The following is a 14,269-nucleotide window of genomic DNA, read 5'->3' as shown; positions in this document are numbered from 1 at the left end:
GGGTTCGTGAGGGTTCGAGATGAGCGAGCATGAGGTCCGGCCGGATCCGACGGTGATCGGCGACGTCTCGTCCCCTCCGTTCGTGCGCCTCCCCGATCCGGCCCGGCTGTTCATCGACCGCACCCTGCGCCTCAGGGCGCTCGCCGCGCGGAGCGAGATCGGCCCCTATCTGCGCTTCCTCGCCGATCTCACCGAGGTCCAGTACCGCATCCAGGACGGCCTGCCCGAGCCGGAGATGCCCGACGACGCCGTGCGAGCGCGCGCCCGCGCCCACGGAATGCCGCCGCTCGACCGGGCCCGCTCCATGGCTGATGCCGCGCTGACGGCGACGCTCACGGCGCTCTTCGATGCGGCGGCGGAGATTCCAAAGCCGCCGGCGGCGCGCGAGGCGCTGGCGCGCGTCAGCGCCGCGGACGGACCGGCGCGTGAGGCCATGCTGCAAGCAGTGCTCGCCAGTTCCATTCCGGCCGAGACGCTGGCCGAGCATGTCTACGTGGCGGCGGCTTTGCAGGTCCACTTCGCCCGCTGCGCGGCCCGGCTCGACGGCGAGGCGCTCGTGCCGATCGGCGACGGCGCCTGCCCGAGCTGCGGGGGCCCGCCGGCAAGCTCCCTGGTGGTCGGCTGGCGAGGCGCACACGGCACGCGCTTCTGCGCCTGCGCGCTCTGCGGCACGCTCTGGCACACCGTGCGCATCAAATGCGTGCTCTGCGGCTCCACCAAGGGCATCGGCTACCAGGAGGTCGACGGCGGCAACGGCACGATCAAGGCCGAGACCTGCGACGCCTGCCACTCCTATGTGAAGGTGCTCTACCAGGTGAAGGAGGCGGATCTGGAGCCCGTGGCCGACGATGTGGCGAGCCTCGGCCTTGACGTGCTGATGAAGACGGGCGCGTATCGTCGCGGTGGCTTCAATCCGTTCCTGCTGGGCTACTGACATGGCTGGCGATCCGGCCCGGTCCCGCTCGCCCGCCGACCGCCTGCGCGATCTGCCCTCCGTCGACCGGGTGCTGAACGCCCCGGCCGCGCGGGCAGCGCTTGCCGCGCACGGCCACGTCCAGACCACCGCCGCCGTCAGGGTGGCCCTCGATGCGGCGCGCCAGACGGTGCGCGCCGGCGGCCCCGCACCGGATGCCGCCGCCGTAGCAGCATTGGCGGCCGCCGCGCTCGCGGCGGACACGCGCTCCACCCAACGGCCGGTGTTCAATCTGACGGGGACGGTGCTGCACACAAACCTCGGCCGCGCCTTGCTCGCCGAGGCCGCAATCGAGGCGGCCGTCGAGGCGATGCGCAACGCCGTATCGCTCGAGTTCGACCTCGCCTCCGGCAAGCGCGGCGAGCGCGACGACCATCTGCGGAGGCTGCTGTGCGAGCTCACCGGCGCGGAGGACGCCACCGTCGTCAACAACAATGCCGCGGCGGTGCTGCTGGTGCTCAACAGCCTCGGCCAGGGGCGCCGGTCCATCGTGTCGCGCGGCGAGCTGATCGAGATCGGCGGCGCCTTCCGCATGCCCGACATCATGGCCCGCGCCGGGACGGTGCTCGACGAGGTCGGCACCACCAACCGCACGCATCTCAGGGACTACGCGGCGGCGCTGGGGCCGGAGAGCGGGCTGATCCTCAAGGTCCACACCTCCAACTACCGCATCACCGGCTTCACGGCCGCGGTTTCGGCGCGCGACCTCGCCGCGCTCGCACGCGAGCACCGGGTGCCGCTCGTCCATGATCTCGGCTCCGGCACGCTTGTCGACCTTGCCGACGTCGGCCTCGCCCACGAGCCAACCGTGCGCGAGGCGGTGGCCGACGGCGCCGACCTCGTCACCTTCTCCGGCGACAAGCTGCTCGGCGGCCCACAGGCCGGGTTCATCGTCGGCCGCCGCGACCTTCTCGGCGTGATCAACCGCAACCCGATAAAGCGGGCGCTCAGGGTCGACAAGATCCGGCTGGCAGCGCTGGCGGCGACGCTGCGGCTCTACCGCGATCCCGCACGGCTGGCCGAGCGCCTGCCGACCCTGCGCCTGCTGGCGCGTAGGGCGGACGCCATCGAGGCGCAGGCCCGCCGGCTGGCGCCCACGGTGGCCGCTGTCTGCGGCAGCGCCATCGCCGTCGAGGTCCGCGCCTGCGCCAGCGAGATCGGCTCCGGCGCGCTGCCGCTCGAGACCCTGCCGAGCGCCGCTCTTGCCCTGAAGCCCGTCGGCAACGGGGGCGGCGGCGCGCTGGCGGACCTCGCCGGCGCGCTGCGGCGCCTACCCGTGCCGGTGATCGGACGCATCGCCGACGGCGCGCTGCTGCTCGACTTGCGCTGCCTGGAAGATGAGGCGGGCTTCGTTGGTGTGCTCGGCGCGCTTGATCTGGAGGCGGGCAATGCGATGGCTTGACCGCCTCATCCGCTCGAACCGCCCAGCGGCGCCACATCCGGCGGAACCGGCTTCCCAACCGGCGCCACCCGTCGCCGAGCAGATGGCGGCCGCGTTGACCGCGGCGGAGCACGGCGATCATGCCGCCGCCCTGGCGATCTGGGGCCCGCTCGCGCAGGCCGGCGTGGCCCGGGCGCAAAGCAACGTCGGCGCCTGCTTTGCCGAGGGCCTGGGCGTCGACCGCGACCCGGCGCTCGCGGCGCGCTGGCTCGGCCTTGCGGCGGATGCCGGCGATGCCGTCGGCCAGCGCAACCTCGCGGCCCTTTACTTCCGCGGCGACGGCGTCGCGCAGGACGACGGCCGGGCGGCCGCCCTCTACCGCGCCGCGGCCGAACAGGGGGACGCCGCCGCGCAGGACATGCTGAGCTGGATGCTCGTCGAGGAGGGCGGCATCACGTTCGATCCCGTCGAGGCGCTGCACTGGGCGCATCTCGCGGCCGAGCAGGGCGTCGCCCAGGCCATGACGCGGCTCGGCATGCTCTATCACGACGCGCTCGGTGCGGCTCGCGACCCGGTGGAAGCCGCGCGCTGGTGGCACAAGGCGGCCGAGCGCGGCGAGCCCGACGCGCAATCCATGCTCGGCGCGGCCTATCACCTGGGCGCCGGCGTCCCGCGCGATCCCCTGGCGGCCTTGGCGTGGTTGACGCGAGGCGCGGCCGGCGGCAGCGCGCTGGCGAGCGGTTTCCTCGGCCCGGCCCGCGCCGCGCTCGATCCCGCGGGCATCGCCGAAGCCGAGCGGCTCGCCCGCCTCCCCTTGCCGGAGGCGCCGCCATGATCGTCGGCACCGCCGGCCACATCGACCACGGCAAGACGGCGCTGGTGCGCGCGCTGACGGGCGTCGACACCGACCGGCTGAAGGAGGAGAAGGCCCGCGGCATCTCCATCGAGCTCGGGTTCGCCTACCGACCGACGCCGGATGGCGAGGTGCTTGGCTTCGTCGACGTGCCCGGCCACGAGCGCTTCGTGCGCACCATGCTCGCCGGCGCCACCGGCATCGACTACGTGCTGCTCGTGGTGGCCGCCGATGACGGAGTCATGCCGCAGACGCGCGAGCACCTCGCCATCGTCGAGCTCCTCGGCGTCACGCGCGGCGTGGTGGCGTTGACCAAGGCCGATCTCGCCGCGCCCGAACGGCGCGAGGCGGTCGTGGCGGAGATCCGCGCGGCGCTCGCCGACGGCGCCCTCGCCGCCGCCGACATCGTGCCCGTCTCGACCGTCACCGGCGAGGGCATCGCGGCGCTCGGCGACAGGCTCGCCCGGGAGGCGGCCACCTTCGCCGGACGGGACGCGGCCGGGCGCTTCCGCCTCGCGATCGACCGCTCGTTCACCCTGCACGGCACCGGCACCATCGTCACCGGCACCGTGCTCTCGGGCTCGGTGTCGGTCGGCGACCAACTGGTCGTCAGCCCGGCCGGCCTGCCGGTGCGGGTGCGCTCCATCCATGCGCAGAACCGGCCGGCCGAGCACGGCCGCGCCGGCGAGCGCTGCGCCCTCAACCTCGCCGGCGAGCGCGTCACCCGCGATGCCTTTGCCCGCGGCGACGTGGTGCTCGATCCTGCCCTGCACGCGCCCGCGGCCCGCATCGACGCCTCGCTTAGGGTGCTGGCGAGCGAGCCCAAGCCGATCGGCCAGTGGTTCCCTGCCCGCCTGCACACGGCCGCCGTCGAGGTCGGCGCCCGCGTCGTGCCGCTCGGCGACGGGCCGATCCCGCCCGGTGGCGAAGCCTTCGTCCAGCTGGTGCTGGAGCGGCCGATCGCCACCGCCGTCGGCGACCGCTACGTCCTGCGCGACACCTCGGCGCAACGAACCATCGGCGGCGGCCGGCTGCTGGACCTGCGGGCGCCGGCGCGCAAGCGCCGCACGCCGCAGCGCCTCGCCCAGCTCGCCGCCCTGGCGATCGGCGCACCCGACGCCTCGCTCGCCGCTCTGCTCGCAGTGGCGCCACGGGTGGTCGAGCTCGACGGCTTCGGCCGCGACCGGGCGCTGAGCGAAGCGCAGGTCGACGGCGCCGTGGCGCGGCCCGGGATCATCCGCATCGCCACCGGCGGCCGCCACTTCGCCCTCGCCGGTAGCGACTGGGAGGCGCTGACCGGCGGGCTGCGCGGCACGCTCGCGGCCTTCCATCGCGACAACCCGGACCTTCCCGGTATCGGGCTGGAACGGCTGCGCCTGCAATCGGAGCCGCTGCTGCCGGCGCCCGCCTTCGCCGCGGTGCTGCGCGGCCTGGCGCGGACGGGCGACGTCGCGCTCGACGGCGCCTGGGTGCGCCTCGCCGGCCACGAGGTGCACCTGACGCCGGCGGACGCGGCGGCGTGGGACGCGATCCGCCCGCACCTCGCCGGCGCCGCCCGCTTCCGGCCGCCACGGGTGCGCGACATCGCCGGGCTCATCGGCATGGGCGAGCCGGACGTGCGCCGGCTGCTGAAGCGCGTGGGCCGCATGGGGCAGATCGACGAGGTGGCGCACGACCACTTCTTCCTGCGCGAGACCGTGGCCGAGATGGTCGACATCCTGTGCCGGCTGGGCGCAGCCGCACCGCCGGGCGGCTTCACCGCGGCGCAGTTCCGCGACCAGGTCGACAGCGGCCGCAAGGTGGCGATCCAGATCCTGGAGTTCTTCGACCGCCACGGGGTGACCCTGCGGCGGGGCGACCTGCGCCGCGTCAACGTGCACCGGCTGGACCTCTTCCGCCCCGTGGGCGACGATGAGGCGCCGGCCACGGCTGGAGGAGAAGCGTCCCTGGTGGGGCGTCCGGACTTCAAATCCGGGAGGGGCCGCGCGCCGGTCTCTGGTGGGTTCGACTCCCATTCTCCTTCGCCAGCTCATTCGGACGGCCCACGATGATCGGATTGGCGCGACGAGATTTACGCGCTTGGGGCAACCCGCCTTCACCACGTCGGCATGCCAGATCAGCATCCACGACAGCCGCGAGATCGTCGAAGGCGCGGCATGCCAACACCTGTCGTTTCCGATTGCCCCCGGGAAACCGGTGTTCAGCCCGCGAGCTGCATCTGCGGGAAGGCCAGCCTCAGGCGCGCTCCACCCGAGGGCGCATCAAGCGCGGCGACCTGGCCGCCGTGCAGGCGCATGATCTCCTGCACGAGATTGAGGCCAAGGCCTACGCCTTGGCTCTGCAGGTGAAGCCTGTGAAATGGCTCGAAGATCCGGTCCCGCTCCTCAGGCGGAATACCGTGTCCCTGATCCGTGACCTCGATAAAGGACGCCTGGGCAACACGGACGGCAATCGTTCCTGTCCGGCCGCCATGTTCGATCGCATTCTGGACCAGATTGGTCAAAGCCCTCTCGATCGACATGCGGTCGCCAAGTACCGTGATCACCTCCCCCTCCGGATCGAAAGACATTTGATAGCCGGCCGCGAAAGCCAGAGCGGCGAGATCGATCACCACCCGCCGGCCGATCGCAACAAGATCGACAGGCATGAATTGGACGGTCCGTTGCTCAAATCGCTCGAGATCGAGAAGTTGTTCCGTCAGGGTTGACAGGCGGGCGGCGTCCTCGAGGAGATGGGCCTTTTCCGGCCCCGGCTGGAGCGATGCGACCCGCGTGCCGAGAATGGCGATGGGCGTCCGCAGTTCATGGGCGGCGGCGGCCAGGAAGCGCTTGTGGCGCTCATAGCCCATGTCGAGGCGGCCCAGGGCAGCGTTGACGGCTTTGACCAGGGGCGCGACCTCGATCGGCACGTCGTCGAGCGGCAGCCGGACGCCACGCTGGTCGATCTCAATGCATTCAGCCTGCGTTGCAGCACGGTCCAGGCCTGCCAGTGCCCCGCGCACCACCAGTGGGGTTACGACAAGTGCCGCCACCGCCATCACGACGAGGACGGGGAGAACCTCCTTCAAGAGGACCAGGGCGATCCCCAGCATCACCAGATAAGGCGATGTGCGGGATTCCGGACCTGTGAGAATCTGCACGTCTCCGGCGGCACTGCCGACCCACCTCATGCGGGCGGTAGGGCGAGGCGGGTCCCAGATGTTCCAGCCGAGCCTCGCCTGCCCGATATGATCGAGCGCGTCACCGAGCCGGAGATATTCAGGCGGGACGGCGCCTTCGGACAGCCGGTGTCCAGACCTGTCCTTGATGACGAACCAGAGATCGGGGACATCCGCCCGCATCCGCGCGACAGCGGGCGTTGGCCGCAACGACAGCTCGCCATCGGCGTCACGCGCCACCGCTTCGCGCAGAATTTCGATGGTGCTCTCGACCGACCTGAAGTCGAACAGCACGCCCGAGGCGAAGAGCGCCGCGACGATCAGTATCACCGCCGCTGCCTGGAAAGCCATGAGCCGCCCGACGAGTCGGCGCCTCAACGAGTGCGGACGGCGCGCCCTCAAAGTGTCTCGCGGATGAGGTAACCGACGCCGCGGATGCCGTCGATCGTCGCACCTGCTGTAGCGTCCGCCAGTTTGCGACGCAGCCGAGAGACATGGGTGTCCAAGGCGTTGGACTGGATCTCGTCATCCAGGCCGAAGACGGCCTCCATGAGCGAGGTACGCAGCACCATGCGTCCCATCCGGCGGACCAGAGCTTCGAGCACGAGCAGTTCGCGGCGCGGCATCAGGAGGATCTGCCCGGCAACACGCGCCTCGCGATGCGCAAAATCGAACGAGAGACAACCGATGCGCACGATATCGGATTGCACGCCGGGAGACCGCCGCAGCAGGGCGCGGAGGCGAGCCAGGAGCTCCTCGAACGCAAACGGCTTGCAGAGATAATCATCGGCCCCGCGATCCAGGCCAATGACGCGATCGACCATATCGCCGAGCGCCGTCAACACCAGCACCGGCACGGCATTGCCGCCGGAGCGCAGCTTCGGGAGGAGCGTCAGACCGTCGCCATCCGGCAACTGGCGATCGAGCAGCACCGCGTCATACACGCCGTTGCATGCGGTCAGCACCGCCTCGGCCTCGGATCGGCTCGACAGATGATCGACCACCATGTCCTGGCGTGTCAGCGCAGCGCGCAGAGCCGAAGCCATGGCCGGCTCATCCTCCACCAACAGTATCCGCAAGACGGAGCCTCCCGCTTCGCCAACTCAGCCTGTCTATCGGCTTTCCATTGCAACAGCCTTGCAAGGAATACCATGCAGCGAACCAGAACACCGGCGCCGATGCGGCCCCGACACCGCAAAACGTCGGCATGACAGGCAGGCTCAATCCGGCTGTGAGATCAAAGCGAAGGGCTTCGAATCAAAGTGGCCCCTTCGGCGACGAATTCGATCTGTTTGTCGTCGAAGACCGGGTCCCAGCAGGAATCTCTTTCAATGCTCTTACCAAGATGTGGCCTCGACACACCTGAACACGTCAAAACCTCGGACGGTCGACATGCAGGCGTCTGATGCTTTTTCCTTCTTTCGTGCCTGGGTCAACAACCCATTGCGCGTCGCTTCGATCACGCCGTCCGGAGCCGCCCTTGCCGACCTGATCACACGGGAGATTTCGACGGAAACCGGTCCCGTCATCGAGCTCGGTCCCGGCACGGGTGTCTTCACCTACGCGCTCCTCGAACGGGGTGTAGCGGAACGGGATTTGACGCTCGTCGAGTCCGGTTCCGATTTCGCGCGGCTGCTTGAGCTGCGATTTCCGGACGCGCGCGTGCGCTGGATGGATGCGGCGCGCTTGCGCGAAGCCTCGCTGTTTCAGACAGCGATCGTCGGCGCGGTCGTCAGTGGCCTTCCGGTGCTTTCGATGCCGCCGCGAAAGGTCATCGCCATTCTCACCGGCGCTTTCGGCTATCTGCGCCCTGCTGGCGGGTTCTATCAGATCACCTACGGTCCGCGTTGTCCCATTGCTAAAGCGATCCTCGATCGCCTCGGCCTCAAAGCCACATGCGTCGGCTCGACGCTGCGCAATATCCCGCCGGCGACGGTCTACCGCATCGCCAGGCGCAAAACACCCAAGCTCGCGCGGGCTTGACGGCACATGGAGGTATCGAGCCCGATTGCAACACTGCTGAGCCTCGGTCTTGTCGGCATCGGCTGCCTTGCGCTGGTCGAGAAGCTCGTTCCGATCCTGCCATCCTACGTCCTGCTCCTGTTTCTCGGCATGACGGCCGTCTCGGACATAGAAGCGCTTGCCGCGACGGCGGGGGCAACCACAGCCGGATCGGCCTCCGGTGCTCTGCTTTGGTATGGCTTCGGTCGGATCGTCGGCCCCCAACGGGTTGAGAGCTGGATCGCCCGCTACGGCGGCTACATGCTGGTCAGTCCGGCCCTCTATGGGCGGTTGGCGCATGCCTATCGGCGCAACCATTTCTGGGTGACGCTGATCGGTCAGATCATTCCGACCGTCCGGATCTACCTCGCGCTTCCTGCCGGCGTGCTCAGGCTTCGGCTGCCGGCGTTTCTGATCGCGACGTCACTCGGCTGCCTAGCGTGGAACCTTCCCTTGCTCAGTCTTGGATACGGTCTGCGCCACAGCGGCTACGATCCAGCCGTGGTCGGCTTCTCGGTTGTCGCAGGCCTGGTCGCCACTGAGTGCGCGATCTTCCTCGCCGTGCGCTTCCGACCAAGACGGACATCGCTACACAGACGGGGTTTGCCTTTTCAAGGTGGGGGCAAGCTGTGACCAACGCCCTTGACGATCCGATGCGTGCTCTTGCTTCGTCGCATAGGCCGCCCATCGGCCGGGCAACGCAGCTGAAGACGCAAATTGAAATAATCGGCGAGCGCAAAGTCGAAACAAATACCCCGTTCGGAGAGGCGCGTCTCAAACCACGGCTGAAAACGCCCTACAGGCGTGACCAAGGCTCGAGGAAGCGTACGAAAAGCCTTCGAAGCCAACCGATGCTGTCTTCGTCTTTCGGCAAATCGTCATCGCTGTAGACCTTCTCCCCCACGCGCCTCAACGCTTGAAAAAGCGTGTCAGCCTCATCCTCATCGGCACGGTAGCCGCAAACCGCTCTGGCGAGCTCGAGGGGAAGCTCGTACATGCAGTCGGCGCCGGAATCGCCGGCCGCGTCCTGCTCCCTGACGAGCCGATCGCGGATCGCCTGGAATTCGGGAGGAGGATCACCGGTCACCTCCAGCCGGCAGGCCTTTGGCTCGTTGATGTGATACACGCGCCAGAGCTCTCGGCCATGCTCGGCCGCGCAGGCCACGCTCATCATCGCGACCTTGTCCTCGAACTGGCAGCCAAGGGTGAAGCCGAACCGGGATAGATCGAGCACGCGCTGGCGGTCGGCCCATTCGAGGTCGTTGGCGAACACGATGACCCAGCCTGCACGCTCCATGCACGACATCCGCGAAACGCCGCTCCAGGGCTCGACCTGCTCACCGGTCTCGACCAGCGCCAGCGCCTCGAGCAGTTCGCTCTTGGCGGCGCCGCGCACCGCGATCCAGGAGCACATCAATCCCATGGCCACGCCTCCCACAGCAGCGCGCATACCGACCAGTTCGTCGGCTAGACGATACGCCAAGATCAGCGACGTGAGAACTAAGCGAATATCTTCGCCAGCAGACGTTTGACCCAGCTAACCTTGTCCTGCATCCTTGATTCGCCGATCTCGTCCAGAGCTTGGAACAAGGCCTCGTTCTGCTCGACGTCGAAGCCACACACGGATGCGGCCAGTTCGATCGGAATGCTGTGAATATAATCCGTACTCCATCCGTCCCTGTCGGCGTCGCCCTGCTCCTTGAAACAGCGATCACGAATGGCCTCGAACTCGGAAGGCGGTTCACCGCTGACGTCCAGACGATATGTTCTCGGCCGACCCTCCGACCGACGGGGTCTTGGCTCGTTGAGATGGAACACACACCACAACTCCTCGCCATCCTGGGCGGCATAGGCAGTGCTCAGCATCTCCACCTTGTCTTCGAACCGGCAGCCGACGCTGAGACCAAAACGCGACAGATCGCGCACCAGTTGACGACTGGCCCAGTCAAGATAGTGGCTGAATACGATCACCCAACCACCGATCTCGGAGCACGAGAACGCTGAATCTCGAGCCGCCGGATCGACTATGGCGCCTGACTCGATGAACCTGAGCTCATCGAGAAGCACCCGCTTATCTGCGCCCTTCACGGCGACCCACGAGCAAGCCATTCCCATGATAAGTACCACCAGATAAATTTGCGAATACAACTTGGTGATTTCGATTCACTGTAGGCGATCAATAACTACTTGCGCCTGTCGCTGTCGTCTTTAAGAGCGAATTGATAGCCGGTTACGCTGCTGGGAAAGCCGACGATTGCCCCAACATCCTGTGGCAAAGTGTGATCGACGCGGTAGTTTGGCAGCTCGCTATAGGCCGCCGTCTGCCTCTTACTGAGCTGCGCGTCAGGGCCGAACTTGGCCTCGACGATGTCACGTTCCTGCGAGCCACGAAAGCTGCGATGGTCCGGGCGTGTCTCTCCCCCGCGCACCTTCACCCGCCCACCAGGCCCGACGTGGTCTCCACGCGCCCAGGTTCGGACTCGTGCAAAGCCTTCACCGAGACCCTGCTTCGTTCCATCCCGAAATCCCTGAGTCGTCCATCCACCAGGACCAGACGGCAGGCGGCTGGACAAGTGCCGCCCGGCAGCGCCACCGGCAGCCCCGAGATGACTGCCAGCACTGGCGGCATCACTTGCGCGATTGAGAGCCTCGAGCACTCCGCTGTACGTAAGAGGCTAGAACAAAACAAGAACATTCAACAGGCAAATCTAGACCGACGAGACAATCAGCCCGCTACCCCCTCAGCCCCAGCCGCCGCGCGAAAATACCGTCCGCCATGCGCTTCGGCAGCGCGGTGATCAGCCAGTTCTGGAACGGCGTCGGGGTGATGGCGTAGCGTGTGCGCGGCTTGGCGGCGGTGAGCGCGGTCTTCACCGCCTCGCCGATGCGCTCCGGCGGCAGCCCGTGCCGGCCTTGCGCGATCATGTAGCCGCGCATCTTGGCGATGGCGGGGGCGTAGGGCGTGCCGTCGAAGGGCGACGCGTCGGCCGCCGCATCGGCCTTGTCCCAGATCGGCGTCGCCACGGCGCCCGGCCCGATGATCACCACGTCGATGCCGAACAGCATCAGCTCCCGGCGCAAGGCCTCGGACAGACCCTCGATCGCGAACTTGGAGGCACTGTAGGCGCCGACGAAGGGTGCTGCGTTCTTGCCCCCGACGGACGAGATCATGACGATCCGCCCGGGCGCCCCTCGCCGTGTCCGGTCGGCCCCGAGCAGCGGCGTGAAGCGCTGCGTCACGATCAGCTGCCCGGTGACGTTGACCGCCAGCTGCTGCCGGAAATCATCGATGGGGAGGTAGAGCAGCGGCCCGGGCACGGCGATGCCGGCGTTGTTGACGAGCCCCGCCAAGGTCTCGCCGCCGAGGGCGGCGTCCACCTGCGCGGCGCCGGCCGCTACGGCCGCCTCGTCCGTGACGTCGAAGACGAGCGGCGTAAAACTCGCGCCGAACTCGCTGGCCAGCCGCTCGGCGTCCGCGGCCTTACGCACGCTGCCGAAGACGTGAAAGCCGCTTGCGGTGAGGACCTTCACGCACCCCCAGCCGATGCCGGTGGAGGCGCCGGTGACGACGACGGATCTCATGGGCCTGCTCCCGGCGCGGCGGCGCGGATAGGACCCGCGCCGTCGCGAACTGGAGCATTCCGGCGGAGCGGCGGCAAGCCCCGGCCGTTCCGCGATGCGACTCACACCAGGTTGATGGCCACCGGGATGTTGCCGCGCGTCGCGTTGGAGTACGGGCACACCTGGTCGGCGGCATCGACCACCGCCCGCGCGGTGTCGCGGTCGAGACCCGGCAGGCTGACGTTGAGGCGCGCCTGAATCCCGAACGCCTCACCGGCGGGCCCCAGATCCACCTCCGTGTCGACCGCGAGATCCGCCGGCAGCGCCACCTTCATCTTGCCGGCCACGTGCCGCATGGCGCCGATGAAGCAGGCGGACCAGCCGGCCGCGAAGAGCTGCTCGGGGTTGGTGCCGTTGCCGGGCGCGCCAGGCGGGGTCAGCCTCACCTCCAGCCGGCCGTCGGAGCTGCGGGACGCACCGTCCCGGCCGCCGGTCGTATGGGTCTGGGCGGTGTACAGCACTTTGTCGAGTTGGGTCATGGGTCCGCTCCAATTTCGTATCCGATTTAATCGGATACGATTTATATCGCTGGGGCGCGATGGAATGTCAACCTTCCGATTTCATCGCATACGATCTATATCCATCACGAGATCTCGATCACCCGCTCCGGAGGCCACGGATGAGCCACGCCGAACCGTCGAACGCCAAACTTGCGAACGCCAAGCTTGCGAACCCCAAGCTCGCCGACTTCCTCTGCTTTGCGATCTATTCCGCCAACCTGGCCTATGGCAGGGCGTACAAGCCGATCCTGGACGAGTTCGGGCTCACCTACACGCAGTATATCACCCTCGTCGCGCTGTGGGAGGCGGACGATCAGACCGTCGGCAGCCTCGGCGCCAAGCTGTTCCTGGAATCGAACACGCTGACGCCGATGCTCAAGAAGCTGGAGGCCGCGGGCTATCTGCGCCGGCGTCGCGATCCGGCGGACGAACGGCAGGTCCTCGTCAGCCTGACCGAGGCCGGCCGACGCCTGCGTGAACGGCGCCTGGAGATGAACCTGGTCGAGGCAACCGGCCTGACGCTCGAGGAATTCCCCAAGATCCAGCAGGCCGTGGCCACGCTGCGCGACAACCTCGCCAAGGCCGCCCAGGCCCAGGGATCGGTGGCGCCTAGAGCATGATCCCAAAAAGTGGAGGCCGGTTTTTGGACAAGATCATGCTTAGAGAACGACATAGAACGGGATGATGTTGCTTCACATCATCCCGCTCGACGTTTTTACCTCGAGCATCATCTTCGCCAAGAGCCGATATCCACGTCTTGGCACCGTCCTCTATGGCTCGGCGGGGGCGTGGATTTCCGCCATGTAGCCGCCGGGAAACTGCAGCATGGCGGCCTCGCGCCGGTCCGACCGAAAGGGGCCGGCGAGCACGGTGGCGCCGGCCGCTTTCGCCTTGGCGATGGTCTCCGCCACATCGCCGACCTCGTAGCCGGTCAGCTCCCGCCCGTAGGGAAAAGGAAGCTGGCCGTCGGTGACCAGCGCCGTCACCTTTCCGAAGGCGGAGTCGATGCGGATCCGCCGATAGCTCGTTCCCGGCTTGCCGATCTCGATCCCCGGCGCATCGGCACGGTCGGACGTGACCTCGCCATGGGAGAAGCGCAGGAAGCTCGCCACGAAGGCATCGGCGCGATCGGGCGACACGTAGACCCTGTTCTCAGGGACCGTCCGGAGCGCCGCAGAGGACGGCTTGGCCGTGTGCCAGTAGAGCTGCATGGCGACGCCGCCCGGCCAGCGGACGATGGCGTCACGCCCGATCGGATCCGAAAACGGGGCGACCACGATTTCGGCGCCGGCCGCCCGTGCCGCGTCGACGGCGGCATCCAGGTCCGTCACGAGATACCCCGTCCGTTCGGCTCCGAACGGATACGGGATCGGCGTCGTGAAGCCGAACAGCGAGACGGTGCCCACCGGGGTCCGCAGCAGTTGCGTGGTCGTGCTGCTGGGTGTCGGCGTGACGGTGGCCACAGCCTGCTTGGTGCTTTGCCCGCCGAAGGTCGCGAGAAAGCTCGCCGCGAACCGATCGACGTCGGCGGGCGCAACATAGACGTGCGTCGCACTGTACTGCGGAGCGACGCCGACCGCGGGCGCCTCGCCGCGCGCCAGCGCCGACGACGCCGGCCACGCCGCGACGATCAGAATGCCGGCGATCAGAAGACGGCGCACCATGACAGCGTCCTTCTCGGTTGTACGGCGAGCCGGCCGGCTTGGCGGCGGGTCGGCCGGCTTGGCGGCGAGCCGCGTGTCAGTTGCCATGAGACGCGGCGCCTGGGCGAATGGGACGGCGG

At 68.2% G+C, this 14,269-nt stretch carries 14 protein-coding genes, 1 tRNA gene and 1 pseudogene; 8 read left to right on the top strand and 8 right to left on the bottom strand.

Going from position 1 to position 14,269, the window contains the following annotated elements:
- Positions 1 to 19: 19 nt before the first annotated feature.
- From fdhE to ACZ5PO_RS22390, 5 genes and pseudogenes are all read left to right on the top strand, one after another.
- Positions 20 to 934 carry a formate dehydrogenase accessory protein FdhE gene (gene fdhE, locus ACZ5PO_RS22410; RefSeq protein WP_464184010.1) on the top strand — a complete coding sequence of 305 codons (915 nt, stop codon included), beginning with the start codon at positions 20 to 22 and terminating at the stop codon, positions 932 to 934.
- A gap of 1 nt (position 935) precedes the next feature.
- Entirely contained in the window at positions 936 to 2,375 is a 1,440-nt protein-coding gene (selA, locus tag ACZ5PO_RS22405) for an L-seryl-tRNA(Sec) selenium transferase (protein ID WP_464184008.1), read from the top strand.
- Positions 2,362 to 3,189 (top strand): tetratricopeptide repeat protein, encoded by an 828-nt coding sequence (locus ACZ5PO_RS22400; protein ID WP_464184006.1) that lies wholly within the window; start codon positions 2,362 to 2,364, stop codon positions 3,187 to 3,189. Before selA ends, ACZ5PO_RS22400 begins: the two co-directional genes overlap by 14 nt.
- Positions 3,186 to 5,018: pseudogene (gene selB / locus ACZ5PO_RS22395) on the top strand (selenocysteine-specific translation elongation factor); the annotation flags it as partial. The gene ACZ5PO_RS22400 and the pseudogene selB, both read left to right, overlap by 4 nt.
- A 120-nt stretch (positions 5,019 to 5,138) precedes the next feature.
- Positions 5,139 to 5,234 (top strand) — tRNA-Sec (locus ACZ5PO_RS22390).
- Positions 5,235 to 5,407: 173 nt separating this feature from the next.
- Here ACZ5PO_RS22390 and ACZ5PO_RS22385 read toward each other — a convergent pair.
- Positions 5,408 to 6,766 carry a sensor histidine kinase gene (locus ACZ5PO_RS22385; RefSeq protein WP_464184005.1) on the bottom strand — a complete coding sequence of 453 codons (1,359 nt, stop codon included), beginning with the start codon at positions 6,764 to 6,766 and terminating at the stop codon, positions 5,408 to 5,410.
- Positions 6,763 to 7,443, bottom strand: a complete 681-nt coding sequence (locus ACZ5PO_RS22380; protein WP_464184004.1) for a response regulator transcription factor — start codon at positions 7,441 to 7,443, stop codon at positions 6,763 to 6,765. The genes ACZ5PO_RS22385 and ACZ5PO_RS22380 overlap by 4 nt, the downstream gene beginning before the upstream one ends.
- A gap of 313 nt (positions 7,444 to 7,756) precedes the next feature.
- On the opposite strand from ACZ5PO_RS22380, the gene ACZ5PO_RS22375 reads away from it, so the two are divergent.
- Both ACZ5PO_RS22375 and ACZ5PO_RS22370 read left to right on the top strand, forming a co-directional pair.
- Complete coding sequence (locus ACZ5PO_RS22375) at positions 7,757 to 8,347, top strand: class I SAM-dependent methyltransferase (protein ID WP_464184002.1); 591 nt, start codon at positions 7,757 to 7,759, stop codon at positions 8,345 to 8,347.
- Positions 8,348 to 8,353: 6 nt separating this feature from the next.
- Positions 8,354 to 8,998, top strand: a complete 645-nt coding sequence (locus ACZ5PO_RS22370) for a DedA family protein (RefSeq protein WP_464184001.1) — start codon at positions 8,354 to 8,356, stop codon at positions 8,996 to 8,998.
- 163 nt (positions 8,999 to 9,161) lie between these two features.
- On the opposite strand, the gene ACZ5PO_RS22365 is transcribed toward ACZ5PO_RS22370, so the two are convergent.
- The 5 genes from ACZ5PO_RS22365 to ACZ5PO_RS22345 form a co-directional block, all read right to left on the bottom strand.
- Positions 9,162 to 9,788 (bottom strand): hypothetical protein, encoded by a 627-nt coding sequence (locus tag ACZ5PO_RS22365; protein ID WP_464183999.1) that lies wholly within the window; start codon positions 9,786 to 9,788, stop codon positions 9,162 to 9,164.
- Positions 9,789 to 9,865: 77 nt separating this feature from the next.
- A complete protein-coding gene (locus tag ACZ5PO_RS22360) occupies positions 9,866 to 10,513 on the bottom strand; it encodes a hypothetical protein (protein ID WP_464183997.1) in 648 nt (215 codons plus the stop codon).
- A 35-nt stretch (positions 10,514 to 10,548) separates the two neighbouring features.
- Positions 10,549 to 10,800: a hypothetical protein gene (locus tag ACZ5PO_RS22355; protein ID WP_464183996.1), complete on the bottom strand. Its 252-nt coding sequence runs from the start codon at positions 10,798 to 10,800 to the stop codon at positions 10,549 to 10,551.
- Between the two features lie 298 nt (positions 10,801 to 11,098).
- Entirely contained in the window at positions 11,099 to 11,947 is an 849-nt protein-coding gene (locus ACZ5PO_RS22350) for an SDR family NAD(P)-dependent oxidoreductase (RefSeq protein ID WP_464183995.1), read from the bottom strand.
- A gap of 101 nt (positions 11,948 to 12,048) precedes the next feature.
- Positions 12,049 to 12,465 (bottom strand): organic hydroperoxide resistance protein, encoded by a 417-nt coding sequence (locus ACZ5PO_RS22345; protein WP_464183994.1) that lies wholly within the window; start codon positions 12,463 to 12,465, stop codon positions 12,049 to 12,051.
- 140 nt (positions 12,466 to 12,605) lie between these two features.
- On the opposite strand from ACZ5PO_RS22345, the gene ACZ5PO_RS22340 reads away from it, so the two are divergent.
- Complete coding sequence (locus ACZ5PO_RS22340) at positions 12,606 to 13,106, top strand: MarR family winged helix-turn-helix transcriptional regulator (protein ID WP_464183992.1); 501 nt, start codon at positions 12,606 to 12,608, stop codon at positions 13,104 to 13,106.
- A gap of 150 nt (positions 13,107 to 13,256) precedes the next feature.
- Here ACZ5PO_RS22340 and ACZ5PO_RS22335 read toward each other — a convergent pair whose 3' ends face one another.
- Positions 13,257 to 14,150, bottom strand: coding sequence for a VOC family protein (locus ACZ5PO_RS22335; protein WP_464183991.1), 894 nt, complete (start codon positions 14,148 to 14,150; stop codon positions 13,257 to 13,259).
- Between the last annotated feature and the right edge of the window lie 119 nt (positions 14,151 to 14,269).

The sequence above is a fragment of the Chelatococcus sp. KU-N122 genome, assembly GCF_055391085.1.
This window is presented reverse-complemented; position numbering and strand designations above follow the sequence as displayed.

Excerpts from the sequence above, each read along its gene's own strand:
- ACZ5PO_RS22350 (WP_464183995.1), bottom strand. The coding sequence starts at position 11,947 with ATGAGATCCGTCGTCGTCACCGGCGCCTCCACCGGCATCGGCTGGGGG.
- ACZ5PO_RS22365 (WP_464183999.1), bottom strand. The coding sequence starts at position 9,788 with ATGGGATTGATGTGCTCCTGGATCGCGGTGCGCGGCGCCGCCAAGAGC.
- ACZ5PO_RS22345 (WP_464183994.1), bottom strand. The coding sequence starts at position 12,465 with ATGACCCAACTCGACAAAGTGCTGTACACCGCCCAGACCCATACGACC.
- selA (WP_464184008.1), top strand. The coding sequence starts at position 936 with ATGGCTGGCGATCCGGCCCGGTCCCGCTCGCCCGCCGACCGCCTGCGC.
- ACZ5PO_RS22335 (WP_464183991.1), bottom strand. The coding sequence starts at position 14,150 with ATGGTGCGCCGTCTTCTGATCGCCGGCATTCTGATCGTCGCGGCGTGG.
- ACZ5PO_RS22375 (WP_464184002.1), top strand. The coding sequence starts at position 7,757 with ATGCAGGCGTCTGATGCTTTTTCCTTCTTTCGTGCCTGGGTCAACAAC.
- fdhE (WP_464184010.1), top strand. The coding sequence starts at position 20 with ATGAGCGAGCATGAGGTCCGGCCGGATCCGACGGTGATCGGCGACGTC.
- ACZ5PO_RS22400 (WP_464184006.1), top strand. The coding sequence starts at position 2,362 with ATGCGATGGCTTGACCGCCTCATCCGCTCGAACCGCCCAGCGGCGCCA.
- ACZ5PO_RS22370 (WP_464184001.1), top strand. The coding sequence starts at position 8,354 with ATGGAGGTATCGAGCCCGATTGCAACACTGCTGAGCCTCGGTCTTGTC.
- ACZ5PO_RS22340 (WP_464183992.1), top strand. The coding sequence starts at position 12,606 with ATGAGCCACGCCGAACCGTCGAACGCCAAACTTGCGAACGCCAAGCTT.